Annotated in this window: 20 protein-coding genes; 11 read left to right on the top strand and 9 right to left on the bottom strand. The window is 71.9% G+C overall.

What is annotated here, in order from left to right; genetic code table 11:
- Positions 1-81 precede the first annotated feature (81 nt).
- From PKE78_RS06450 to PKE78_RS06440, 3 genes are read left to right on the top strand one after another with little or no spacing between them, the layout of a single operon-like run.
- A complete protein-coding gene (locus tag PKE78_RS06450) occupies positions 82-7,662 on the top strand; it encodes a type I polyketide synthase (RefSeq protein ID WP_271200000.1) in 7,581 nt (2,526 codons plus the stop codon).
- Entirely contained in the window at positions 7,659-9,047 is a 1,389-nt protein-coding gene (locus PKE78_RS06445) for an aminotransferase class I/II-fold pyridoxal phosphate-dependent enzyme (RefSeq protein WP_271199999.1), read from the top strand. The genes PKE78_RS06450 and PKE78_RS06445 overlap by 4 nt, the downstream gene beginning before the upstream one ends.
- 4 nt (positions 9,048-9,051) lie before the next feature.
- Entirely contained in the window at positions 9,052-10,203 is a 1,152-nt protein-coding gene (locus PKE78_RS06440) for a hypothetical protein (protein WP_271199998.1), read from the top strand.
- A gap of 4 nt (positions 10,204-10,207) precedes the next feature.
- Here the strand turns inward: PKE78_RS06440 and PKE78_RS06435 are convergent, their stop codons facing one another.
- Both PKE78_RS06435 and mutM read right to left on the bottom strand, forming a co-directional pair.
- Positions 10,208-10,990: an enoyl-CoA hydratase gene (locus PKE78_RS06435; RefSeq protein WP_271199997.1), complete on the bottom strand. Its 783-nt coding sequence runs from the start codon at positions 10,988-10,990 to the stop codon at positions 10,208-10,210.
- A 127-nt stretch (positions 10,991-11,117) separates the two neighbouring features.
- Positions 11,118-11,981: a bifunctional DNA-formamidopyrimidine glycosylase/DNA-(apurinic or apyrimidinic site) lyase gene (gene mutM, locus PKE78_RS06430; protein ID WP_271199996.1), complete on the bottom strand. Its 864-nt coding sequence runs from the start codon at positions 11,979-11,981 to the stop codon at positions 11,118-11,120.
- 108 nt (positions 11,982-12,089) lie between these two features.
- On the opposite strand from mutM, the gene ubiE reads away from it, so the two are divergent.
- The 8 genes from ubiE to cysK all read left to right on the top strand — a co-directional run bounded on the left by ubiE (position 12,090) and on the right by cysK (position 18,449).
- Complete coding sequence (gene ubiE, locus PKE78_RS06425) at positions 12,090-12,866, top strand: bifunctional demethylmenaquinone methyltransferase/2-methoxy-6-polyprenyl-1,4-benzoquinol methylase UbiE (RefSeq protein ID WP_271199995.1); 777 nt, start codon at positions 12,090-12,092, stop codon at positions 12,864-12,866.
- 12 nt (positions 12,867-12,878) lie between these two features.
- A complete protein-coding gene (gene ubiB, locus PKE78_RS06420; protein WP_271199994.1) occupies positions 12,879-14,450 on the top strand; it encodes a 2-polyprenylphenol 6-hydroxylase in 1,572 nt (523 codons plus the stop codon).
- 65 nt (positions 14,451-14,515) lie between these two features.
- Positions 14,516-14,785, top strand: coding sequence for a FitA-like ribbon-helix-helix domain-containing protein (locus PKE78_RS06415; protein WP_271199993.1), 270 nt, complete (start codon positions 14,516-14,518; stop codon positions 14,783-14,785).
- Positions 14,782-15,216 (top strand): type II toxin-antitoxin system VapC family toxin, encoded by a 435-nt coding sequence (locus PKE78_RS06410; RefSeq protein ID WP_271199992.1) that lies wholly within the window; start codon positions 14,782-14,784, stop codon positions 15,214-15,216. Before PKE78_RS06415 ends, PKE78_RS06410 begins: the two co-directional genes overlap by 4 nt.
- The gene (gene coaBC / locus PKE78_RS06405) at positions 15,213-16,421 is read left to right on the top strand and encodes a bifunctional phosphopantothenoylcysteine decarboxylase/phosphopantothenate--cysteine ligase CoaBC (protein ID WP_271199991.1); all 1,209 of its coding nucleotides are present in this window, start codon (positions 15,213-15,215) and stop codon (positions 16,419-16,421) included. The genes PKE78_RS06410 and coaBC overlap by 4 nt, the downstream gene beginning before the upstream one ends.
- Positions 16,418-16,867 carry a dUTP diphosphatase gene (dut, locus tag PKE78_RS06400; protein ID WP_271199990.1) on the top strand — a complete coding sequence of 150 codons (450 nt, stop codon included), beginning with the start codon at positions 16,418-16,420 and terminating at the stop codon, positions 16,865-16,867. The genes coaBC and dut overlap by 4 nt, the downstream gene beginning before the upstream one ends.
- A gap of 19 nt (positions 16,868-16,886) precedes the next feature.
- Positions 16,887-17,348 (top strand): RrF2 family transcriptional regulator, encoded by a 462-nt coding sequence (locus PKE78_RS06395; protein WP_271199989.1) that lies wholly within the window; start codon positions 16,887-16,889, stop codon positions 17,346-17,348.
- A gap of 114 nt (positions 17,349-17,462) precedes the next feature.
- A complete protein-coding gene (gene cysK, locus PKE78_RS06390; protein ID WP_271199988.1) occupies positions 17,463-18,449 on the top strand; it encodes a cysteine synthase A in 987 nt (328 codons plus the stop codon).
- A 46-nt stretch (positions 18,450-18,495) separates the two neighbouring features.
- Here the strand turns inward: cysK and coaA are convergent, their stop codons facing one another.
- From coaA to PKE78_RS06355, 7 genes are all read right to left on the bottom strand, one after another.
- On the bottom strand, positions 18,496-19,452 hold the full coding sequence (gene coaA / locus PKE78_RS06385; protein ID WP_271199987.1) for a type I pantothenate kinase: 957 nt from the start codon (positions 19,450-19,452) through the stop codon (positions 18,496-18,498).
- Entirely contained in the window at positions 19,452-19,775 is a 324-nt protein-coding gene (locus PKE78_RS06380; protein WP_271199986.1) for a phosphoribosyl-ATP diphosphatase, read from the bottom strand. Before PKE78_RS06380 ends, coaA begins: the two co-directional genes overlap by 1 nt.
- Positions 19,776-19,807: 32 nt before the next feature.
- Positions 19,808-20,599 (bottom strand): imidazole glycerol phosphate synthase subunit HisF, encoded by a 792-nt coding sequence (gene hisF, locus PKE78_RS06375; protein ID WP_271199985.1) that lies wholly within the window; start codon positions 20,597-20,599, stop codon positions 19,808-19,810.
- 111 nt (positions 20,600-20,710) lie between these two features.
- Positions 20,711-21,703, bottom strand: a complete 993-nt coding sequence (locus PKE78_RS06370; protein ID WP_271199984.1) for a sensor histidine kinase — start codon at positions 21,701-21,703, stop codon at positions 20,711-20,713.
- An 87-nt stretch (positions 21,704-21,790) separates the two neighbouring features.
- Complete coding sequence (gene hisA, locus PKE78_RS06365) at positions 21,791-22,531, bottom strand: 1-(5-phosphoribosyl)-5-[(5-phosphoribosylamino)methylideneamino]imidazole-4-carboxamide isomerase (RefSeq protein ID WP_271199983.1); 741 nt, start codon at positions 22,529-22,531, stop codon at positions 21,791-21,793.
- Positions 22,528-23,163 (bottom strand): imidazole glycerol phosphate synthase subunit HisH, encoded by a 636-nt coding sequence (hisH, locus tag PKE78_RS06360; RefSeq protein WP_271199982.1) that lies wholly within the window; start codon positions 23,161-23,163, stop codon positions 22,528-22,530. Before hisH ends, hisA begins: the two co-directional genes overlap by 4 nt.
- The gene (locus PKE78_RS06355; RefSeq protein ID WP_271199981.1) at positions 23,160-23,654 is read right to left on the bottom strand and encodes a DUF2628 domain-containing protein; all 495 of its coding nucleotides are present in this window, start codon (positions 23,652-23,654) and stop codon (positions 23,160-23,162) included. The genes hisH and PKE78_RS06355 overlap by 4 nt, the downstream gene beginning before the upstream one ends.
- Between the last annotated feature and the right edge of the window lie 16 nt (positions 23,655-23,670).

The raw sequence follows: 23,670 nt of genomic DNA, 5'->3' as shown, positions 1-23,670 counted from the left end.
CGTCGCTCCGGGGCGGCGCGCGTCCGCCTTCCGCCGGCAGGCGCGGGGCGCAGCAATCGAGGCAGGTCCGCGTCGTCGCTCATGAAAAAAACCGCGCCTCTCGCCGTCGTTGGACGTTCGTGTCGGCTTCCCGGCGCTCCCGATGTCCCGGCCTTCTGGCGGCTGCTCTCCGAAGGCCGCTGCGCCGTGACCTCGATCGGCGAGGAGCGATGGTCGTCGGCTCGCTACCTGCACCCCCGCAAGGGCGAGCCGGGCAAGAGCTACACCTTCGCGGCCGGCGTTCTCGACGACATCTACGCCTTTGATCCCGCGGCCTTCGGCGTCAGTCCGCGCGAGGCCGAGCAGATGGATCCGCAGCAGCGCCTCGCGCTGCAGCTCGTCTGGGAGGCGCTGGAGGACGCAGGGATTCCGCCTTCGTCGATCGCCGGCGGCGAGACCGGCGTGTTCGTGGGCGCCTCGGCGCTCGACTACGGCAACCGCATCATCTTCGACCCGGCCTCGGCCGACCCCTACTTCGCGACCGGCAACACGCTGTCGATCGTCTCGAACCGCATCTCGTACCTGTTCGACCTGCGCGGCCCGAGCTTCACGGTCGACACCGCCTGCTCGTCCTCGCTCGTCGCGCTGAACGAGGCGGTCGCAGCTCTCCGCTCCGGCCGGATCGAGCGGGCGATCGTGGTCGGCGTCAACATCCTCGGCAGCCCGTTCCCGTTCATCTCCTTCGCGCAGGCCACGATGCTGTCGCCGGGCGGCCGCTGCCGCGCCTTCGACGCCAACGCGGACGGCTACGTGCGCGCCGAAGGCGGCGTCGCGGTGGTGATCGAGCGCGCCGACGCCGCCCGCGCGGCGCACCGCCGCATGCGGGTCATGATCGCCGCGTCCGACGTTAATTCCGACGGCCGCACCGTCGGCATGTCGCTGCCCTCGCCCGACGCTCAGCTCGCGCTGCTGGAGCGGGTCTATCGCGAGGCAGATATCGATCTCGAACGGCTCGCCTTCATCGAGGCGCACGGCACCGGCACGCGCGTCGGCGATCCGGCGGAAGCCGGGGCGGTCGGCGGCCTGCTGAAGGCCCGCAAGGGGCCGCCGCTGCCGATCGGCTCGGTCAAGACCAATGTCGGCCATCTCGAGGCGGCCTCCGGGCTCGTCGGCCTGCTGAAGGCCGATCTCGCGCTCGAGCACGACCTCTTACCGGCCTCGCTCCACGTCACGGCGCTCAACCCCGACATCCCGTTCGACGAGCTGAAGCTCGCCGTCGCGACCGCGGCGACGCCGCTGCCGCGCGGCGCCGGCGCGCGTTACGCGGGCGTGAACTCCTTCGGCTTCGGCGGCACCAACGCCCATGTCATCGTCTGCGACCCGACGCCGGACGACCGCGCCGGCCGTTCCTCGCCGCGCGCCGTCGAGGCCGGCGGCCCGGCGCCGGTGCTCGCGCTCTCGGCGCGCTCGCGCGAGGCGCTGACGGAGCTCGCCGCGGCTTACGCGAAGACGCTCGAAGGCCGCGACGTCGCCCGCGCGCGGCACGTGGCGACCAGCGTCGCCGCGACGCGCGACCTGCTCGGCCGCCGCCTCGTGCTCGAGAGCGACGATCCCGCCACATGGGGCCCGACGCTCGCCGCTTTCGCCGAGACGGGCGAGGCCCCCGGCGCGACCCTCGACAGCGCGGTCGGACGCGAGGCGCCCGTCGCCTTCGCCTATTCCGGCAACGGCTCACAATGGGCCGGCATGGGCCGCCGGCTGCACGCGCAGGACGCGGCGTTCCGCGCCCGCCTCGACGAGATCGACGCCGTCTTCGGCGCGCTCGCGGGATGGTCGGTGAAGGAGGTCCTGTTCGCCGACGATCTGGCAGACCGGCTCAAGCGCGCGGAGTTCGCACAGCCGCTGCTGTTCGCCGTGCAGGAGGCGACGACCGCCGCGCTCGCGGCCGCGGGCGTCACGCCCGACGTCGTGCTTGGCCATTCGGTCGGCGAAGTGGCCGCAGCGCTGGCCGCCGGCGCGCTGACGCTGGAGCAGGCCTGCGCCGTTGTGCATTCGCGCAGCCTTCATCAGGAGATCGCGTGGAAGGCCGGCGTGATGGCGGCGGTGCTGCTGCCGGCCGACGAGGTCGAGACGCTGCTCGCAGACGGCGGCTTCGCCGGCGTCGAGATCGCGGCGGTCAACAGCGCCCGCTCGGTCACGGTGTCCGGCCCCGAATCCGAGATCCGCGAGCTTGGGCGCTTCGCCCGCGGGCGCCGGATCGCGGTGCGCGTGCTCGACATCGACTATCCGTTTCACACCGGGCTGATCGAAGGCGTCCGGGCGCCGCTGCTCGCCGACCTCGCCACGCTGAAGCCCAAGGCCGGCAAGATCGCCTTCGTGTCGAGCGTCACGGGCGCCCTGACCGACGGCGCGACGCTCGACGCCGGCTACTGGTGGGACAACGTCCGACAGCCCGTGCGCTTCGCCGACGCCGTCGAGGCGGCGGCCGCGGCGGGCGCCCGCGTTTTCGTGGAGATCGGCCCACGCCCGGTGCTGCAGACCTACGTCAGCGACGTGCTGGCGGCGGCGGAGATTCCGGCCGGCGTCCTGAGTTGCGACGACCACGGCCCCGGCGACCACGACCCGGTCCGCCGCGCGCTCGCCCGCGTCGTCGCCAAGGGCGGACGCGTGACGCGGGACCAGGTGTTCGGCAAGCTCAACGGCCCGGCCGTGCGCCTGCCCGGATACCCCTGGCAGAATTCCCGCTTCGCGGTGGGCATGACGGCCGACGGCGAGTCGCTCTACCAAGGCTACGATCGCCACCCGCTGATCGGGGCGCGGGTGCGCGCCTTCGCGGACGACTGGATCGCGCATCTCGATCCGGCGAACGCGCCGCTGATCGCCGAGCACAAGGTCGGCGGGCGCGTGGTCATCCCGGGCGCGGCGCTCGCTGAGATGGCGCTCGCCGCGGGCCGCGCCTGGCTCGGCGTCGAGGCGGTCGAACTGCTCGACTTCGAGATCAGTCACGCGCTCACGCTTGACGCCGACTCCATCACCGAGGTCCGCACCCGGATGTCGCCGGAGAGCCGCACCGTCGAGATCCTGAGCCGGCCGCGGCTCCGCTCCGACGACTGGACGCTGCACGCCGTCGGCCGCGTCGGCGCGCCGCCGAGCCTCGCCGCCGAAGCGCCGGCGCCGGCCCCGGACGCCGGCGAAACCTATTCCGGCGCCGAGCTCTACGCGCTCGCCGGCCAGCACGGGCTCGACTTCGGCCCGTCGTTCCAGGTCGCCGAGCGGATCGAACGTCCGACGCCCGACCGTCTCGTCGTCACGCTCGCGCCCGAGGCGGCGCGCGGTCCACGGGACGCGCGCTACGGCCTGCACCCGGCCGATTTCGACGCCTGCTTCCACGGTCTGCTGGCGCTGTTCGGCGCGCACGGCCACCGGCCCGACGTGACCTACCTGCCGATGCGGTTCGGCGCGCTGAGGCTGCTCAGGCCCGGCGCCACGATCGCGCGCGCCGACATCGCGATCCGGCGCTTCAGCGCGCGGTCGATCGACGCGACCTTCACTCTCACCGACGCCGCGGGCGAGGTGATCGCCACGCTGCGCGACGCGCGCTTCCGCGCCGTGACGCTCGCCCGCCGCACTCCGCTCGAACGGCTCGCCTATCATGTGGCGCCGGCGCTGGTCGGCCCGGCGCCCGGCGCGCCCGAGGCCGCCGCGGTCGCGGCCTCGGACATCGTGGCGCGCGCCCGCGCGCTCGGTCTCGTCACCGACGCGCCGGAGCGCGCCGACGACGACCTGCTGCTGGAGGCCTTCGCGGTCGTGGCCGCGCATGACGCGCTGTCCGGCGTGTTCGGCCGCGGCCGCAAGCCCGCGACGCTCGCCGACCTCGTGCGCCGTGGGCGTCTCGCGCCGACCTCCGTGCGCTACGCCGGTCGGCTGCTCGCCCTGCTGCAGCAGCGCGGCCACGCCTCCCGCGCGGGCGACGTCTGGACGCTCGCGCCCTCCACCGGCCTGCCGCGCGCGGCGGAGATCGTGCGCACCGTCCTCGCCGACCACCCGGACCGCGGCGCAGAATGCGTCATGGCCTCCCGCGCGCTCGCGCTCATGCCGCGGGTGCTCGCCTTAGGCGCCGAAGAAGGGGCGCCTTTCGGCGCGGCCACCCTCGCCCATGCGGGTTCGGCGGCGCCGCTCGTCGCCGACGGCGTCCGCGCGGTCGCGGACCTCGTCCGGGCGCTGGTCGCGGACGCTCCGGCCGACAGGCCGATCCGCATCCTCGAGATCGCCGCCGGGACGGGCGCGCTGACGCGCGCCCTGGCGAAGCTTGGCCTTGACCCGCGGGTGACGCTCACGGTCAGCGATCCGGACGCGACCGCCGTCGAGCGGCTGCGGTTCGCCTTCGCCGGGCGGCCGGGCGTCGCGGTGACGGCGTTCGATCCCGCCGTCGACGGCGGCGACGCCGACGTGTTCGACCTCGTCGTCGGCGCTCTCGGATGGGGCCGCGCGCTCGCCTCGCCGGAGGCGGTCCGCAGGCTCGCCGGCCGTCTCGCCGACAACGGCGCGCTCGCGCTGGCGGCGCTCCAGCCGTCCGCGTTCCTCGACGTGGTGTTCGGCCTCGATCCGTCGTGGTTCGAGCGTTTCGAGGCGGATCATGACGCGGCCGGCTTCGCCCGCGAGGCGGGCGAGTGGACGGCCGATCTCGCCGACGCCCGGCTTTCCGACCATGCGGTCCTCGCCCTCGACGGCGCCCGCGCTCCGACCAGCCTCGTGCTCGCCACCCGACGCCGGCGGGCCGGCGACGACGCGGTCGCCGGGCGGGCCGGCGTCCTGGTGGTGGGCGAGGCGGCCGGCGGGCGCGGCGCGCTTGCGCAGTCGCTCGCGCGGGCGCTGGACGGCGACGGCCGCGCCGCAAGCCTTCATGCCGCCACCTCGGGCGCGAACGGGAACGGTCGCCACGCGCCCCGTCCCTGGGGCGAGCCGGCGGAGCTCGGCCTCACGGCCGCAGCGAAGAACGGCCCGAAGCCCGAAGTCGTCGTGGCGCTCGACGGCGAGGGCCCGGACGACGCCGCGACGGCGACGCTGCGCGCCGGCTGGCTGCTCGGGCTGGTCCGCGCCGCCACCGCGGTCGACGCGCGACTGTGGGTGGTGGCGCCGGGCAGCCTGTCAGGCGCCGTCGGCGTCGCGGGCGAGCGCGCCGACCAGGCCGCGCTCGCAGGCTTCCTGCGCGTAGTGCGGAACGAGTTCCGCGGCCACGACATCCGCCTGATCGACGTCTCCGCCGATCTCGGGACCGACGAGGCCGCGCGCGCGGTCGCCGCCGAGATCGCCGCGCCGCGCGCGGACGTGGAGCTGGTCATCAACGCCCACGGCGTCCGCGCGCCGCGGCTGCGGCACGGGCTGCCGCTCGCACCTCAGGCGGGCGATTCCGGAGCGCCGCGCGCCGCCGCGCTCGACACCGGCCGCGAGGGCGGGCTCGACGACGTCGCGTGGCGCGCGGCGCCGCTGAAGCCGCCGGCCGCGGGCGAGGTGGCGATCGAGGTCGCCGCCGTCGGGCTCAATTTCCGCGACGTGATGTGGGCGCTCGGCCTACTGCCGGAAGAGGCGCTGGAGGACGGCTTCGCCGGTCCCGGCCTCGGCATCGAATGCTCGGGCGTCGTGACCGCGGTCGGCGACGGCGTGTCGGGGCTCGCGGTCGGCGACCGCGTAGTGGCCTTCGCCTCCGGGGCCTTCGCAAGCCACGTCACCGTGCCGGAGATCGCGGTCGCGCCGCTGCCGGAAGGGCTCGCCTTCGAAGAGGGCGCGACCATCCCGGTCTGCTTCCTCACGGCCTATTACGCGCTGGTCGAACTCGCCAACATCAAGCGCGGCGAGTGGGTGCTGATCCATGGCGGCGCTGGCGGCGTCGGCCTGGCCGCGCTGCAGATCGCGCAATGGAGGGGCGCCAAGGTCGTCGCGACCGCCGGCTCCGACGAGAAGCGCGCCCTGCTGCGCACCCTCGGCGCGACCCATGTGCTGTCGAGCCGCAGCCTCGAATTCATGGACGAGGTGAAGCGCCTCACCGGCGGACAAGGCGTCGACGTGGTGCTGAACTCGCTGTTCGGCGAAGCCATCGAGCGCAGCCTCGCGACGCTGAAGCCGTTCGGGCGCTTCCTCGAGCTCGGCAAGCGCGACTTCTACGCTAACAGCCGGCTGGGCCTGAGGCCGTTCCGGCGCAACATCTCCTACTTCGGCATCGACGCCGACCAGTTGCTGGTCCACCGGCCGGAACTCGGCCGCAAGCTGTTCCGGGACGTGCTGAAGCTGTTCGGCAAGGGCGTGTTCGCGCCGCTGCCCTACCGCGCCTTCGAGGCGACGGAGGTCGGCGACGCGTTCCGGCTGATGCAGCAGTCCGGCCATGTCGGCAAGATCGTGGTGCGGCCGCTCGACCCGGCCGACCTGCCGGCCTCCGCGCCCGAGCCGTTCCGCTCGGCGGACGGCGCGCATGTGCTGGTCGGCGGCCTCGGCGGCTTCGGCCTCGCCACCGCGGAATGGCTGGTCGCTCATGGCGCGACCAAGCTCGCGCTGATCGGGCGTTCGGGCGCGACGAGCGCGGCTGCGGCCGCGGGCGTCGCCCGGCTCGAGGCGCTCGGCGCGACGGTTCGCGCCTACGCCTGCGACGCGGCGGACGCGGCGGCGCTGGACGTCGTGCTCAAGGACGTCCGCGCGGCGCTTGGGCCGATCGGCGGCGCGTGGCATGTGGCCATGGTGCTGGAGGACGCGCTGCTCGCCAATCTCGACGCCGAGCGGTTCGAGGCGGCGCTGCGCCCCAAGATCGACGGCGCCAAGGCGCTCGACCGCCTGACCGCGGACGATCCGCTTGGCCAGTTCGTGATCTACTCGTCGGCGACGACCGTGATCGGCAATCCGGGCCAGGCGAACTACGTCGCCGCCAATGCGTGGCTTGAAGCGCTGGCGCGAAACCGCCGTCGGTCGGGCAGGCCCGCGCTCGCGGTCGCCTGGGGCGCGCTCGGCGACGTCGGCTACCTCGCGCGCACCGGCGAGGTGAAGGAGAAGATCCAGCGCCGTCTCGGCCACGCCACGCTCTCGGGCGCCGAGGCGCTCGAAGGTCTCGGGACCGTGCTCGCCGCCGGCGATCCTGCGCCCGAAGCGGCCGTCGTCGCGATCGCGCCGATCGACTGGGCTGCGGCCCGGCGCGATCTCGCCTATCTCGCCTCGCCCATGTTCGCGCAGGTTCTGGCCGGCGCCGAGATGGGGCCGCAGGACGCGGTGGAGCAGATCGACCTCGCGGCGCTGGTGCGCGGCAAGGACGCCCGCGCCGCCCGCGACATCGTGGCCGAAATCCTGGCGGGGGAGGTCGCGCGTATCCTGAAGCTGCCGGCGAAAGAAATCTCGCCGCAGCGGCCGCTGGCCGAGCTGGGCATGGATTCGCTGATGGGACTGGAGCTGCGCATGAGCGTGGAACGGCGGTTCGACGTGGAGCTGCCGCTGGTGGCGATCGGCGATTCGACGACGCTCATCACGATCGCGCAGTCGATCGTCGCCCGCATCCACGATCCGGACGCCGGCGCGGAGACGAGCGCCGTCAACGCCGACCTCGTTCAGCGCCACATCGCCGACGACGTCGGCCACGAGGACCTCGCGGAGTTCGGCGAGGCGGTGGAGGCGCGCCGCGCCGCCCTCGGCGGAGCCGCGGGATGAGCGTCCGGCGTGGCATGGGCGGGCTTTCGCGCTCCGCGAAGGACGGCATCCTCGGCGCGCTGCGGTCGTCCGCGCCGAAGCCGGCCGAAGAGGGCGTCGCGGCGCCGCGGCCGCGGGCGAAGCGCGCGCGCAACCGCTTCGCCGACCTGCCGGAGCTGAAGGACATCCATACGCAGCAGGCCGTCGCCTCGCTGCTGAACGTGCCGAACCCATTCTTCCGCCTGCACGACGGCCGCGCGGGCGCGACCACCGAGATCGACGGCCGGGCGCACGTCAACTTCGCCTCCTACAACTATCTCGGCCTGAACGGGCATCCCGCGGTCGCGGAGGCCGCCAAGGCCGCGATCGACCGATACGGCACCTCGGTCTCGGCGAGCCGTCTGGTGGCGGGCGAGCGGCCGATCCACCAGGAGCTCGAGGCGCGCATCGCCGGCTTCGTCGGCGTCGAGGCTGCGGTCGTCTTCGTCAGCGGCCACGCCACCAACGTGGCGATCCTCGGCCATCTGATGCGGCCGAACGACCTGATCCTGTACGACTCGCTCTCGCACAACTCGATCGTGGTCGGCGCGACGCTCTCGGGCGCGACCCGGCGGATGTTCGCGCACAACGATCTCGACGCGCTCGACGAACTGCTGAGCCAGCACGCCCACGGCCACGACCGGGTTCTGGTCGTCGTCGAAGGCCTCTACAGCATGGACGGCGACATCCCGGACCTGCCCCGGCTGGTCGCGCTGCGGGAGCGCTACGGCTTCTGGCTGATGGTGGACGAGGCCCATTCGCTGGGCGTGCTCGGCCGCACCGGGCGCGGCGTGGCCGAGGAGCAGGGCGTCGATCCGAACGAGGTCGACATCTGGATGGGCACGCTGTCCAAGACGCTGTCCGGCTGCGGCGGCTATGTGGCGGGCTCGAAGGCGCTGGTCGAATACATGAAATTCACGGCGCCCGGCTTCGTCTACTCCGTGGGCATGCCGCCGCCGGTCGCGGCCGCGGCCATCGCCTCGCTTGACGTGCTGGAGCGGGAGCCGGAGCGCGTGGCGAAGCTGCGCGCCAACGGGCTGCGCTTCGTGGAGAAGGCGAAGCAGGCCGGTCTCGATGTCGGCGACAGCGCCGGCTTCGCGATCTCGCCCGTGATGGTGGGCGACAGCCTGCGCGCCGTGCACCTCGCGAACCGCCTGCTGGAGCGCGGCGTCAACGCGCTGCCGATCGTGCATCCGGCGGTGCCGGAGCGTTCGGCGCGGCTGCGCTTCTTCCTGACGAGCGAGCATTCCTTCGACCAGATCGACGAGGCGGTCGCCGTCACGGCGGACGAGCACGCCAAGCTCGCCAAGGCCGGCTTCGGCATCAAGATGGCGGCCGCGCTCGCCAAGGCCACGAGGCCGGGCTGACCGCTTGCCGCCCGTCCAGCACCCATCGTCGGCGGTCGACGTCCGCCCCGTCCGATCCGCGCGCGACCTGAAGCCGTTCTGGCGCGCGGCGCTCGCCGCGCAGGGCGGCGACCCGAACTTCTCGCCGCCGCTCCTGCAGGAGCTGAAGGAGACGCTGACGCCCGGCGCGACGCCCTTCGCCCGCGCCAATGACGGCCAGGCCTGGACGGCGTTCCGGGGCGGCGCGCCGGTCGGGCGGATCTACGCGGTCAAGCACCACGCCCATCTCACGGCCCATGGCGACGGCGCCGGCCATTTCGGCTTCCTCGAGGCGATCGACGACGACGCGGTCTGGGACGCGCTGTTCGCGACCGCCTTCGGCTTCCTCCGCGAGCGCGGCCTGACGCAGGTGACCGGGCCCTACAGCGCCTCGGTCAATCACGAATGCGGGCTGCTGGTGGAGGGCTTCGACACGCCGTCGACGACCCACACCAACTACGCGCCGCCCTATTACGCGCGCCAGCTCGAACGGCTCGGCTTCCGCGGCGTGAAGGACATCGTCGGCTACGAGGGCGAACTCGCGCAAAGCCGGCTGCCGGAGCGCGTCGCGCGGGCGCGATCGAAGTGGCGGTCAGCGGCCGACCTGACCTTGCGCAGCGCCGTCGGCCCGGACGCGGTGGCCACCATCAACGACGTCTACAACGACGGCTGGTCGGTGAACTGGGGCGCCGTGCCGGTCACGCTCGACGAGGCGCGGTTCCTGGCCGAACTCGCCCAGCCGATCCTGCCGCGCGACTGGTCGACGATCGCCGACTGGCGCGGCGAGCCGATCGGCATCCTCACCATGGCGCCCGACCTGAACGAGGCGATCCACGATCTCGGCGGCCGGCTCGCGCCGTTCGGTTGGGCCAAGCTGCTCTGGCGGCTCAAGGTCGCGGGCCTCAGCCGTGTCCGCGTGCCGATCATCGGCGTCCGGCGCGGCTGGCGCGGCACCCGCGTCGGCGCGATGGCGGCGGCCATGCTGCTGGCGGACGCCGTCGAGAAGGCGCGCAAGGCGGGCGCAACACGCCTCGAGGTGAGCTGGATGCTGGAGGACAACCGCAACGTCATCCACCTCGTCGCCGGCATGCCGGCCCGGCGCACCAAGACGTGGCGGATCTACCAGCGCGCGCTGTGAGGCCTCAGCGGTTGCGGAAGGCCGGTTTGCGCTTCTCCACGAAGGCGGCCATGCCTTCCTTCTGGTCCTCGGTGGCGAACAGCGCCTGAAACGCGCGGCGCTCGAAGCGCACGCCCTCGGACAGGCCCGTCTCGTGGGCGACCTCCACGGCCTCTTTCGCGGCGAGCACGGCGGCGCGCGAGAACGACGCGATCTTCGCCGCGGCCGACAGCGCCTCATCCAGCAGGCGGTCGCCGGGCACCACGCGCGAGACGAGCCCGGAGCGCTCGGCCTCCTCAGCGTCCATCATCCGGCCGGTGAGGATCAGGTCCATCGCCTTGGCCTTGCCGATCGCCCGCGTCAGCCGCTGGGTGCCGCCGAAGCCGGGGATGATGCCGAGGGTGATCTCCGGCTGGCCGAACTTCGCGGTCTCGGACGCGATCACGACGTCGCACATCTGCGCCAGCTCTGCACCGCCGCCGAGCGCGTAGCCTGAGACCGCCGCGATCCGCGGCTTGCGGCAGGCGACGAGCCGGGCCCATGCGCCGCCGAGATCGGCGAAGTAGACTTCCGTGAAGCTCTTCGACGCCATCTCGGTGATGTCGGCGCCCGCGGCGAAGGCCTTTTCGCTTCCGGTGATGACCACGGCGCCGACCGCCTGGTCCGCCTCGAAGGCCTGGATCGCGTCGCCCAGTTCGCCGATCAGGCGGGCGTTCAGCGCGTTGAGGGCCTTGGGGCGGTTGAGGGTCACGAGCCCCACCGCGCCGCGGGTCTCGACCAGGATGGTTTCGTAAGCTGCGTCGGTCATGAGGGCCTCGCGATGGGAGAACGTCATCGTCCCGGCCGAGCGTAGGCGAGAGCCGGGATCGTGCGCAGGACAGAGCGCCATATCCGTAGCACGATCCCGGTTCGGCCTTCGCCGTCCGGGATGACGGTCACTTCTGGCACTCCGGGCAGAAGAAGGTCGAGCGGCCGGTCTGGACGATGCGCCGGATCACGCCGCGGCAGCCCGGCGTCGCGCACGGCTCGTGCTCGCGGTCGTAAGCCCGGAACGCGTGCTGGAAGTAGCCGAGCGCGCCGTCGGCGTGGGCGAAGTCGCGCAGCGTCGAGCCGCCCGCGGCGATCGCGTCCTCGAGCGTCGCCCGGATGGCGCCGGCGAGCGCCTCGGCCTGGCTCGGCTTCAGCGTTCCCGCGGCGCGCGTCGGCGACAGGCGCGAGCGGTTGAGCGCCTCGCAGACGTAGATGTTGCCGAGCCCCGCGATCAGCCGCTGGTCGAGCAGGGCGGCCTTCAGGCTCGTCTTCCGGTCCGCGAACAGCTTCAGCAGCAGCGCCCCGTCGAGCGCGTTGCCGAGCGGTTCGACCCCGACGTGCCGAAACAGCGGATGCGCTTCGAGGTTCGCCCGCGGCAACAGCGTCATGAAGCCGAACCGGCGCGGGTCGTTGTAGGTGATCGAGGCGCCGCCGGCGAAGGCGAAGCGCACGTGGTCGTGCGTCGCGGCCTTGGAGCGCGGGTGGTGGAAGGCGCCGGGCGCAATCGCCGCGTCCGGCAGCTCGACGCGGAACGAGCCCGACATTCCGAGATGCATCACCAGCACCTCGTCGTCGTCGAGATCGGCCAGCAAATACTTCGCCCGCCGGCCGAGCGAGGTGACGGTGCGGCCGGCGAGACGCTCGGCGAAACGTTCGGGGAAAGGAAAGCGCAGGTCCGGGCGGCGGGCCTCCACGCTCTCGATGCGCCGGCCCTCCATCACCGGCGCCAGCCCCCGGCGGACGGTCTCGACCTCGGGAAGTTCGGGCATCGATGCTCTCTCGCGAATGGCGGCCGTCGAGGCGCCGTGTCTAGCGCCGCGCGGCCCCGCACGCTAGGTTCCGCCCGCCCGAGGCTGCGGAAGCCTCCCGAGGACGCCATGGACCGCCACGATTCCAAGCCCGACGACGAAGCGACCCATTTCGGCTTCTCCGACGTGCGGCTCGACGACAAGCAGGGCCTTGTCGACGATGTGTTCCACAAGGTGGCGTCGCGCTACGACCTGATGAACGACCTGATGTCGGGCGGCCTGCACCGGGCGTGGAAGTCGGCCATGGTCACGGCGATCGGGCTTCCCAAGGGCCCGCGCGCGTTCAAGCTGCTCGACGTCGCGGGCGGGACCGGCGACATCGCCTTCCGCGCGCTGAAGCACGGCGGACAGGGCGTCGCCGTGACGGTGTTCGACATCAACGGCGCCATGCTGGACGTCGGCCGCGAGCGGGCGCGCGAGAAGAAGCTCGGCGACCGGGTCGAGTTCGTGCAGGGCAACGCCGAGGAGCTGCCGTTCGCGAGCGGTTCGTTCGACGCGGTGACGATCGCCTTCGGCATCCGCAACGTGCCGCGCATTCCCGCCGCGCTGAAGGAGATGCGCCGGGCGCTAAAGCCGGGCGGCCGGGCGCTGGTGCTGGAGTTCTCGAAGGTCGACGTGCCGGTGCTCGACCGGGTCTACGACGCGTTCTCGTTCAACGTGATCCCGCGCATCGGCCAGATGGTCGCCGGCGACGCGCAGCCCTACCAGTATCTCGTGGAGTCGATCCGGCGCTTTCCCGACGCCGAGACGTTCGCCGACATGATGCGCGAGGCCGGCTTCGAGCAGGTCACGGCGACGCCGCTCACCGGCGGGGTCGCGGCGCTCCACGTCGGCTTTCGGATCTAGGCGCCCGATCGCGTGTCCGCGTTCGGCGCCGTTCCCAGCCTTCTTCGTCTCGCCCGCGCAGGGTTCGTCATGGCGCGCGAGGGCGCGCTACGGCTCGTCGATCCAATCGATCTGCCGCCCGCGGCCCGCACGCTGGTCGGCCTCGGCCGGCTGATCGAGCGCCGCAGCGCGCGCGACGGCGCGGAAGGCCTCGCCCGCGCCCTGCAGCGGCTTGGGCCGTCCTACGTCAAGCTCGGCCAGTTCCTCGCGACCCGGCCCGACGTGGTCGGCATCCAGACCGCGCGCGACCTCGAACGCCTGCAGGACCAGGTCGACCCGTTCCCGCAGGAGCTCGCCGAGGCGGCAATCGCCGAGGCGTTGGGCGCGCCGCTTTCGAGCCGCTTCACGCATCTCGGACCCCCTGTCGCGGCGGCCTCGATCGCGCAGGTGCACCGGGCGACGGTGAGCGACGCCTTCGGCGAGCGCGTCGTGGCGGTGAAGGTGCTCCGGCCGGGCGTGACCCATCGTTTCGGGCGCGACCTCCAGGCCTTCTTCCGGATCGCGCGGCTGATCGAGCGCTTCGCGCCGAAGACGCGCCGGCTGAAGCCGGTGGTGGTGGTGGAGACGCTCGCCCGCTCGGTCGCGATCGAGATGGACCTCCGGCTCGAGGCCGCCGCGCTGTCGGAGATCGCGGAGAACACCGCCGCCGATCCGGGCTTCCGCGTGCCCGCCGTCGACTGGGAGCGCACCGCTCGCGGCGTGCTGACCATGGAGTGGATCGACGGGGTCAAGCTGTCCGACCGCGCCGGCCTCGCGGCCGCCGGCCACGATCTCCCGGCGCTCGGCCGCCATGTGATGCAGACCTTCCTGCGCCACGCCATGCGCGACGGCTTCTTCCACGCCGACATGCACCCCGGCAACCTGTTCGTGGACGCCGCCGGCGGGCTGGTCGCGGTCGATTTCGGCATCACCGGCCGGCTCGGCATGAAGGAGCGCCGCTTCCTCGCCGAGATTCTCCACGGCTTCATCGTGCGGGACTACCGGCGCATCGCCGAGGTGCATTTCGAGGCGGGCTACGTGCCGCCCGAGCAGTCGGTGGACGAGTTCGCACGCGCGCTGCGCGCGATCGGCGAGCCGATCCACTCCCGCACTGCCGACCAGATCTCCATGGCGAAGCTGCTGACGCTGCTGTTCGAGGTCACCGAGCTGTTCCAGATGCAGACCCGGCCCGAGCTGCTGATGCTTCAGAAGACCATGGTCGTGGTCGAGGGCGTCGCGCGCTCGCTCGACCCGAAGCTCGACATGTGGGCGACCGCGGCGCCGGTGGTGCGCGAATGGCTCGAACGCAACCTCGGCCCGATTGGGATCGCGGAAAACGCCGTCGACGAGCTCCGGCAGCTCGCGCGCGGCATCGCGGCCGGGCCGGAGCTTCTGCTGCGGCTCGAGCGCATCTCGGTCGACCTCGAGGAGGTCGTCCATGGCGGCCTGAGCTACTCCGAGGACAGCATCCAGGCCATCGTCGGCGGTGTCCGCCGGGCGGCGTTCTGGAGCAATCTGGCGCTCGTCGTGCTCGCGCTGGGGGTTGTGGTCTACCTGTTCCGGTAGCCTCCCGCTTTGCCGGCAACGAAGTCAATGCTAGCATGGCTGTCACGTTCTTGACGGAGGCGATCATGGCGACGCTGACGGTCCGCAACTTCGATGATGCGATCAAAGCCGAGCTCCGCGTTCAGGCGGCCGAGCGGGGCCGTTCGATGGAGGAGGACGTGCGTCAGTTGTTGCGCGAAGCGGTCGAGCGGCGTCGGCGCGCCGAGCGAAAGCCCTACAGGAACCTGGCGGAGGCGATCGCGGCCCGTTTCGATCCGCTGGGCGGCGTGGAGCTGGAGTTGCCGTCGCGGACGCCGTTGCGCGATCCGCCGGACAGCGACGACGCCGGACGATGATCGTTCTGGACACGAACGTGATATCGGAACTCACCCGCTCGCGTGAGACGCGTTCGGCCGCCGCCGTCGCTTGGCTCGAACGCCAGCCGCTGGACGCTCTCTGGGTGACAAGCGTGACCTACGCCGAGCTTCTGGCCGGCGTGTACGCGATGCCGAGCGGACGTCGGAAGGAACTGACGCTTCAGGCCACGCGCGATGTGATCATGATCGATCTCGACGGGCGGATCCTGCCGTTCGGCGCGGAGGCGGTGAGCGCCTTCGCCCAGATATCGTCAGAGCGCCGCGCGAAGGGATTGTCCCGAACGACGGCTGATCTTCAGATCGCCGCCATCGCGCTTTCGAAGGGCTTCGCCGTGGCGACCAGGAACGTGTCGGATTTCGGAGCGGAGGGACTTACCGTGATCAACCCCTGGGACCACCCCGCCCCGTGACCGCGCCCCGCATCCTGCTCGTGATCGGCGGCGGCGTCGCCGCTTACAAGTCGCTCGACCTGATCCGACGGCTGAAGGAGCGAGGCTCCTCCGTGCGCGCCATCCTGACGAAGGCGGGAGCGGAGTTCGTGACGCCGCTGTCGGTCGGGACGCTGACCGCCGAGCCCGTGTTCCAGGAGCTGTTCGACCTGACGCAGGAGCAGGATGTCGGCCATATCCGGCTCGCGCGCGACGCCGATCTGGTTTTGGTCGCGCCGGCGACCGCCGATCTGCTCGCCAAAATGGCGAACGGCCTCGCCAACGATCTCGCCTCGACGACGCTGCTGGCGACGACCGCGCCGATCCTCGCGGCGCCGGCGATGAACCCGACGATGTGGGCGCATCCCGCGACCCGCCGCAACGTGGCGTGGCTCGAAGCGCAGGGCGTGAGCTTCGTCGGCCCGGAGATCGGCCTGATGGCCGAGCGCGGCGAAAGCGGCCTTGGGCGCATGAGCGAGCCGCTCGCCATCGTGGCCGCGGTCGAGGACCGGCTGCGGCCGTCGTCCGGGGCGCTCGCCGGCCGGCGCGTGCTCGTCACCTCCGGGCCGACCCACGAGCCGATCGATCCCGTCCGGGTGCTGGCGAACCGTTCGTCCGGCCGGCAGGGACACGCCATCGCCGCCGCCGCGGCGCGGGCGGGCGCCGAGGTCACGCTGGTGTCCGGGCCGGTCGCGATCCCCGATCCGGCGGGCGTCACGGTGATCCACGTGGAAAGCGCCCGCCAGATGCTGTCCGCGGTCGAGGCGGCCTTGCCGGCGGACGTCGCCGTGTTCGCCGCGGCGGTCGCCGACTGGCGCGTCGCGACCGACGCCGCGCATAAGATGAAGAAGGGGGCCGGGGGGCCGCCGGCGCTGACGCTGGTCGAGAACCCGGACATTCTCGCGACCGTCGCCCGCCGCGGGGAAGGCCGCCCGACGCTGGTCGTCGGCTTCGCCGCCGAGACCGAGAACGTGCTGGACAACGCGCGCGCCAAGCTCGCGCGCAAGGGCTGCGATCTGATCGTCGCGAACGACGTGTCGCATGCCGGCGGCGTCATGGGCGGCGTCTCGAACACCGTCCATCTCGTGACCGCGGACGGGGTCGACTCTTGGACGACCATGAGCAAGGAGGCGGTGGCGGAGGCCTTGGTCGCCCATTTCGCCGGCCGGCTGGGAGCGTCGCAATGACGGAGATCAGGTTCGTCCGGCTGGCCCATGGGCAGGGCCTGCCCGCGCCGCGCTACGAGTCGGAGGCGGCCGCTGGAATGGACCTCGCCGCGGCCGTGCCGGAAGATGCGCCGATCATGCTCGCGCCGGGCGCCCGCGCCCTTGTCCCCACAGGCTTGGTGCTCCAGTTCCCAGTCGGCTTCGAGGCCCAGGTCAGGCCGAGGTCGGGACTGGCGTTCCGCCACGGCGTGACGGTGCTCAACGCGCCGGGGACCATCGACGCGGACTACCGCGGCGAGCTCAAGGTTCTGCTCGTCAATCTGGGCGAGGAGGATTTCCTCGTCTCGCGCGGCGCGCGGATCGCGCAGCTCGTCGTCGCGGCGGTGGCGCGGGCGGAAGTGACGGAAACGGATGCGCTCGACCCCACCACGCGAGGGGAGGGCGGGTTCGGTTCAACCGGACGGTGAAGCGGAAGGACCAGAACGTATGAACCTGCTGCCGCGCCGCAGCCTGCTCGCCGTCGCCGCCGTCGTGGACATCGCCTACCACGCGCGTCCAACGCCTATCGCCGCCAAGACGCTCGCCGCCCGCCACGGGCTGCCCCCCCGCCATCTGGAGACGCTTCTTCAGGTGCTTGTCCGGTCCGGCATCCTGAAAGGCGTGCGGGGCCCGCGCGGCGGCTACGAACTCGCCCGCGAGCGCCGCCGCATCACCATCGCCGACATCGTCCGCGCCGCGCTCGGCGAAAGCGATGAGCCAGGCTCGATCGAGGACGCCGAACGAGACGGCTCCCAGCTCGTCGTCGACGTGGTCAAGCCGATGATCCGCTCGGCTTCGGAGAGCTTTCTCGAGCGTCTCGACGAGATCAACGTCGACGATCTCTGCAACGAGGCCGAACGCCGCTCCGTGTTCGCCGACAGCCGGCCGAGCTACGATTTTACAATATAAGTATGATAAATTAGGCGTTCATCGACATGCTGCTGTGACATCGCTATCGTCGCGGTGAAGCCAATCGAACGCGGGCCGCCCATGGGACGGTCCGCCGCCTGAGGAGACGTCGCTATGACGCAGCCCGCCCTGAAGCCGACGGAGGTCGCGCAGCGCGCGCCCGGTCGCGGCCGGATTTACGACTCCATCACCGACACCATCGGCGACACGCCGCTGGTCCGGCTCGACAGGCTCGCCAAGCACAAGGGCGTCAAGGCGAACCTGCTGGCGAAGCTCGAGTTCTTCAATCCGATCTCGAGCGTCAAAGACCGCATCGGCGTCGCCATGATCGACGCGCTCGAGCGCGACGGCGTGCTGAAGCCGGACAGCGTCCTGGTGGAGCCGACCTCCGGCAACACCGGCATCGCGCTCGCCTTCGTGGCGGCCGCGCGCGGTTACCGTCTCATCTTGGTCATGCCCGAAACCATGTCGATCGAGCGCCGCAAGATGCTGGCGCTGCTCGGCGCCGAGCTCGTGCTGACCGAGGGTCCGAAGGGCATGAAGGGCGCCGTCGCCAAGGCGCAGGAGCTGGTCAAGGAGATCCCGAACGCGGTCATTCCGCAGCAGTTCGAGAACCCGGCGAACCCCGAGATCCATCGCCGCACGACCGCCGAGGAGATCTGGAACGACACCGAGGGGACCGTCGACTACGTCGTCTCCGGCGTCGGCACCGGCGGCACCATCACCGGCGTCGGCTCGGTGCTGAAGCCGCGCAAGGACACGCTCAAGATCGTCGCGGTGGAGCCCGAGGACTCGCCGGTTCTGTCCGGCGGCCAGCCCGGTCCGCACAAGATTCAGGGCATCGGCGCCGGCTTCGTGCCGGGCATCCTCGACCGCTCGGTGATCGACGAGGTCATCACCGTCGGCAACCAGACGTCGTTCGAGACCGCGCGTCTGGTCGCGCGGCTCGAGGGCCTGCCGGTCGGCATCTCGTCCGGAGCGGCGGTCGCGGCGGCGCTCGAGATCGGAGCCCGCCCGGAGGCTGCCGGCAAGAACATCGTGATCATCATCCCGAGCTTCGCCGAGCGCTATCTCTCGACCGCGCTGTTCGAGGGACTCTGATCCGGAGAGGCTCCGGCCGGCGGGCCTGAGCCTTTCGTCCCGCTGATCAGATCTTCCTGAGCCGCACCTCGTCGATGCGGTGGCTCTTGCCCTTCTTCAGGATCAGGTCGGCGCGCGGGCGCGTGGGCCGTATGTTCTTGCGCAGGTTGGGCAGGTTGATCTCGGCCCAGAGCTTCTCCGCCTGCTCAAGCGCCTCCTGCTTTGAGACCTGAGCGTACTTTCGGAAGTACGACTGCGGGTCGCGGAAGGCGGTCTCGCGCAGCTGCATGAAGCGTTCGACGTACCAGCGGTGCAGCAGCGGCTCGTCGGCGTCGAGGAAGATGCCGAAATCGATGAAGTCGGAGACGAACGGCGCCACACGGCCGTTCTTCGGCTTGTCGCCGGTCTGGAGCACGTTGAGGCCCTCGAGGATGACGATGTCCGGCTGATCGATGACGATCTTTTCGCCGCGCACCACGTCGTAGACGAGATGGCTGTAGACCGGCGCCGCCACCTCGCGCTTGCCGGCCTTGATGTCGGAGATGAACCGCAGCAGCGCCTGGACGTCGTAGCTCTCCGGGAAGCCCTTGCGGCTCATCAGGTCTTCGCGGGCGAGCACGGCGTTCGGCAGCAGGAAGCCGTCCGTGGTGACGAGGTCCACCTTCGGCGTCGCCGGCCAGCGCGCGAGCAGGGCGCGCAGCACGCGCGCCGTGGTCGACTTGCCGACCGCGACCGAGCCCGCCACTGCGATGACATAGGGCACCTTGGTTTCGCTGTGCCCGAGGAAGCGCTGCGTCGCCCGGAACAGCTGCTGGCGCGCGGTGACGTAGAACGCGAGCAGGCGCGAGATCGGCAGGTAGATCTGCTCGACCTCGTCCATGTCGATCGGGTCGTTCAGCGAACTCAGCCGGTCGAGATCCGCCGCGTCCAGCGTCATCGGCGTGTCGGCGCGCAGCTTCGCCCAGGCGGCGCGGCCGAAGGTGGCGTAGGGCGAGGGATTCGAAACGCGCGGGCGATCGTCCATCAGCTCTTCCGGGCGGCCTTCTCCGCGAGGCCGGACTGCGCCGTGCGGCGTTCGAGCTCCGCCATCACCTCGGCTATGGAGACGTCCCGGACCTTAAGCGCGACCATCAAGTGGTAGAGCACGTCGGCGGCCTCGCTGACGAGTTCGACCTTGGCCCCGCAGGCGACCGCAAGCGCGGCCTCCACGCCCTCCTCGCCGAGCTTCTTGGCGACGCGCGCGGGCCCCGCCTCGATCAGCGAGCGGGTGTAGGAGCTTCCTGCATCGGCCGCGGCGCGGCTCTCGACGATGGCGGCGAGATCGTTGAGGGTGAAGGGGGTCGTCATGCCGTCGTCATCTCCCGTCGACGCGCGCTGTGTCAGGCGCCCTGAGCGCCCGGGTCGAGACGCACCGGCAGTCCGGCCGCGGCCATCGCGGCCTTGGCCTCGCCGATGGTGAACTCGCCAAAATGGAAGATCGAGGCCGCCAGCACGGCGCTCGCCCCGCCCTTGACCACGCCGTCCACCATGTGGGCCGGGGTTCCGACGCCCCCCGAGGCGACCACCGGCACCGGCACCGCGTCCACCACCGCCCGGGTCAGCGCAATGTCGTAGCCGTCCTTGGCCCCGTCATTGTCCATGGAGGTCAGCAGGATCTCGCCGGCGCCGAGCGCGGCCACCTCCGCGGCGTAGGCCACGGCGTCGAGCCCGGTCGGCCGCCGGCCACCGTGGGTGAACACCTCCCAGCGGTCGGCCTCGCCCGCGCCGGAAACCTTCTTGGCGTCGACCGCGACCACGATCGCCTGGGCGCCGAACTTGTCGGCGGCGCGGGCGACGACCGAGCGGTCGTTCACGGCCGCCGACATGATGGAGACCTTGTCCGCGCCCGCGAGCATCAGCGCCCGCACGTCATCCACCGAGCGCACGCCGCCCCCGACGGTCACCGGCATGAAGCAGTTTTCCGCCGTGCGAGCGACCACGTCGAGCAGGATCGCCCGCTCCTCGTGGCTCGCGGTGATGTCGAGGAAGCAGAGCTCGTCGGCGCCGGCGGCGTCATAGGCGATCGCCGCCTCCACCGGATCGCCGGCGTCGCGCAGGTCGACGAACTGGACGCCCTTGACGACGCGGCCGTCCTTGACGTCGAGGCAGGGAATGACGCGGATCTTCAACATGGGCGCCGATGGTGTCGCGATAACGGGGCGGAGCCTGCAGGCCCGGTTTCGTCCTGTCCTATAGGCGGATCGCTCGCGATACGACAGTCCCGTCACATAATCCGGAGACGATCATTCGCGGGCGAGCAGCGCGTCGAGAGGCGCCTCAAGACGGAAGACGACGCCTTCGGGACGGTAGTCGGCGACGGCCTTGCCCCGAAGCTGCATGGACAGCGTCTTCTCGATAAGCTGGGAGCCGAAGCCGCGCCGGGTGGGGGGCGCGACGAGCGGGCCGCCGGTTTCCCGCCACTCCATGTGGAACGCGTCGTCTCCGCAGTTCCAGGTCAGGGCGACGCGGCCTTCGGTCCGGGACAGCGCGCCGTACTTGGCGGCGTTGGAGCCGAGTTCGTGGATCGCGAGCGTCATGGCGGTGGCGGCGCGGTCGCGCAGGCGCACCGGCGGGCCGCTGATGACGATCCGCGTTTCCAAATCATGAGGCGTCAGCACGCTGCGGACCAGCGCGTCGAGCTGCGCTTCCGCGCTCTCGGCCTGAAACAGCATGTCCTGGGCGCGAGCCAGGGCCACCAGCCGCTCGTCGATCCGGGCGCGGTAGGGCGCCAGCGCCTCGCCGCCCGCGCGCAGCGTCTGGGCCGTGACCGACTGGGTCAGCGCGAGCGTGTTCTTGATGCGATGATGCAGCTCCGCCGCGAGCAGCTTGTAGCGCTCCTCGCTCTCTTTCAGCGCGGTGACGTCGCGCGAGACGGAGAGGATCGACTCCGGCCGGCCGTCCGGACCCAAGATCGGCGTCACCTGCACGTCCCAGTGGCGGGGATTGCCGCGCGCGGTGTTCGCCATCTCCTGGAAGCGGTAGCTTCGGCCCGCCCGCGCCGCCGCGATCGCGGCCCTGGCGTGGGCGGCGGCGCCGCCGGTCCATACGTCGGGCCATTGGCAGCCGCGGAGCCGCTCGAAGTCGTCGACCTCCATCACCTTCTGGCCGCCCTCGCTCATGAAGACGAGGGCGCCGTCGAGATCGAGGATCTTGATGCAGTCCTCGGAGGCCGCGAGCACGCTGCGGATGAAGCGGGCCTCTCGGTTCGGGTCCGCAGGGTCGATCTCGCTGGTCATGCTGTAGGCCTCAGGGCGCCCCGGACGGAGGTGGAATCCGGCGACGCACGGCCGCGCGACGGGTCGAGAAGAACCGAAACTAGACCTTTACCGCCCGCCGCGCGAGGTCCCGGTCAGCGCCAGCGCCTCTCGCGCGTCGAGCCTTCCGTCGTAGAGCGCGCGCCCGGTGATGGCGCCGGCGATCTTCGCGTTCTCGGGCGCGAGCAGGCGGCGGACGTCCTCAATGTCGGCCAATCCGCCCGAGGCGATCACCGGAATATTCACCGCCTCGGCCAACGCGCGGGTAAGTTCGAGGTTAAGTCCCTTGAGCAATCCGTCGCGGGCGATGTCAGTGAAGATGATCGCGGCGACGCCGGCGTCCTCGAACCGCCGCGCGAGGTCGAGCGCGGTCATGTCGGACACCTCCGCCCAGCCCTGCACCGCGACCTTGCCGCCGCGGGCGTCGACGCCGACCGCGATCCGGCCGGGATGGGCCTTCGCCGCCGCCTTCACGAATTCGGGGTCGCGGACGGCCGCCGTCCCGACGATCACGCGGGCGACGCCGCGCTTCAGCCAGGCGTCGACCGCCTTCATGTCGCGCACCCCGCCGCCGAGCTGCACGGGAACGCCGGCGGCGTCGAGGATTCCGTCGACCGCCGCGGCGTTGACGCTCGCGCCGGCGAAGGCGCCGTCGAGGTCGACGACGTGGATCCATTCGAAGCCGGCGTCGGCGAAGCTCTTCGCCTGCGCCGCCGGATCGTGGCCGTAGACGGTCGCCCGGTCCATGTCGCCTTCCTTCAGGCGGACCACGGCGCCGCCCTTCAGGTCGATCGCGGGATAGAGGATCATGGACGCCACCGCACGAAGCCCGCGAGCAGGGACAGGCCGAGCGCCTGGCTCTTCTCGGGATGGAACTGGACGCCGGCCACGTTGTCGCGCGCGACCAGCGCGGTGACGTCGCCGCCATAGGAGGCCGCCAGCACCACGTCGCCGGCGTCGTCGGGCGTCAGGTGGTAGGCGTGCAGGAAATAGGCGTGCAGCCCACCGTCGCCGAGCGGCAGGTCGTCGGTCAGCGGGTGCGAGCGGCGGCGCTCCAGCGTGTTCCAGCCCATGTGCGGGACCTTGAGCCCGGCGTCGCCCGGCTCGATCCGCACCACCTTGCCCGGAATCCAGCCGAGCCCCTGCGTCGGCTCGTGCTCCTCGCCTTCGGTCGCGAGCAGCTGCATGCCGATGCAGATGCCGAGAAACGGCCGGCCGCGCCGGCGCACGGCCTCGTCCAGCGCCTCGCCAAGGCCGCTGGCCTCGCCCAGCGCGCGGCGGCAGTCGGGAAAGGCGCCGTCGCCGGGAAGCACCACCCGGTCGGCGGCCGCGACCCGCTCGGGATCGCTCGTCACCACCACGCCGGCGCCGCCGGCGCGCGTCAGCGCCTTCTCGACCGAGCGCAGGTTGCCGGCGCCGTAGTCGACGACCGCGATGGTCACCGCGCCGCTCCGGGCTGCGGGAACAGGCCGAGCACGCCGGCGGCGGCCGGGCGATAGGCCGCGACGGGGCCTGCGGTCGGGCGGGGAGCCGGCGCGGGGTCGTGGGCGTCCGCGGACCATTCGGCGAAGAAATGCGCCTCGGCCTCGTCGCGCGAGCGGGCCATCAGCGCGGCGACGAAGCGGTAGCCGCGCCGCTCCAGCGACCTGGCCCGCAGCCAGGCGGCCTCGAAGCCGACGGCGAGGTTCGGCAGCAGCGCCAGCAGGATCGCCTCACCGCTTCGGAGCGACAGCAGGCCCGCGACCAGCGCCAGCGCGACCGCGGCGGCGAGGTAGAGCGCGAGCGCCAGCCAGCAGCGCCGCCAGATCAGCCAGACGAACGGGAACAGGAACGCGGCCTTCGAGAAGCCCTCGCGCAGGCTTACGAAGCGCTCGGCGTCCTCGAGGGTGCGGGCCGCGCCGCCGGGCGGCTCGTAGATCAGCCAGGTGTTCAAGGTCGAACCTCAGCAG

The sequence above is a fragment of the Methylopila turkensis genome, from assembly GCF_027922325.1.
Classification (GTDB): domain Bacteria; phylum Pseudomonadota; class Alphaproteobacteria; order Rhizobiales; family Methylopilaceae; genus Methylopila; species Methylopila turkensis.
The sequence above is the reverse complement of the archived record's forward strand: the minus strand, read 5'-3'. Positions and strand labels throughout refer to the sequence as shown.

Excerpts from the sequence above, each read along its gene's own strand:
- PKE78_RS06380 (WP_271199986.1), bottom strand. The coding sequence starts at position 19,775 with ATGACGACCCCCTTCACCCTCAACGATCTCGCCGCCATCGTCGAGAGC.
- PKE78_RS06445 (WP_271199999.1), top strand. The coding sequence starts at position 7,659 with ATGAGCGTCCGGCGTGGCATGGGCGGGCTTTCGCGCTCCGCGAAGGAC.
- PKE78_RS06415 (WP_271199993.1), top strand. The coding sequence starts at position 14,516 with ATGGCGACGCTGACGGTCCGCAACTTCGATGATGCGATCAAAGCCGAG.
- dut (WP_271199990.1), top strand. The coding sequence starts at position 16,418 with ATGACGGAGATCAGGTTCGTCCGGCTGGCCCATGGGCAGGGCCTGCCC.
- PKE78_RS06450 (WP_271200000.1), top strand. The coding sequence starts at position 82 with ATGAAAAAAACCGCGCCTCTCGCCGTCGTTGGACGTTCGTGTCGGCTT.
- cysK (WP_271199988.1), top strand. The coding sequence starts at position 17,463 with ATGACGCAGCCCGCCCTGAAGCCGACGGAGGTCGCGCAGCGCGCGCCC.
- PKE78_RS06370 (WP_271199984.1), bottom strand. The coding sequence starts at position 21,703 with ATGACCAGCGAGATCGACCCTGCGGACCCGAACCGAGAGGCCCGCTTC.
- mutM (WP_271199996.1), bottom strand. The coding sequence starts at position 11,981 with ATGCCCGAACTTCCCGAGGTCGAGACCGTCCGCCGGGGGCTGGCGCCG.
- ubiE (WP_271199995.1), top strand. The coding sequence starts at position 12,090 with ATGGACCGCCACGATTCCAAGCCCGACGACGAAGCGACCCATTTCGGC.
- PKE78_RS06410 (WP_271199992.1), top strand. The coding sequence starts at position 14,782 with ATGATCGTTCTGGACACGAACGTGATATCGGAACTCACCCGCTCGCGT.
- PKE78_RS06395 (WP_271199989.1), top strand. The coding sequence starts at position 16,887 with ATGAACCTGCTGCCGCGCCGCAGCCTGCTCGCCGTCGCCGCCGTCGTG.
- hisF (WP_271199985.1), bottom strand. The coding sequence starts at position 20,599 with ATGTTGAAGATCCGCGTCATTCCCTGCCTCGACGTCAAGGACGGCCGC.
- PKE78_RS06435 (WP_271199997.1), bottom strand. The coding sequence starts at position 10,990 with ATGACCGACGCAGCTTACGAAACCATCCTGGTCGAGACCCGCGGCGCG.
- coaA (WP_271199987.1), bottom strand. The coding sequence starts at position 19,452 with ATGGACGATCGCCCGCGCGTTTCGAATCCCTCGCCCTACGCCACCTTC.
- hisA (WP_271199983.1), bottom strand. The coding sequence starts at position 22,531 with ATGATCCTCTATCCCGCGATCGACCTGAAGGGCGGCGCCGTGGTCCGC.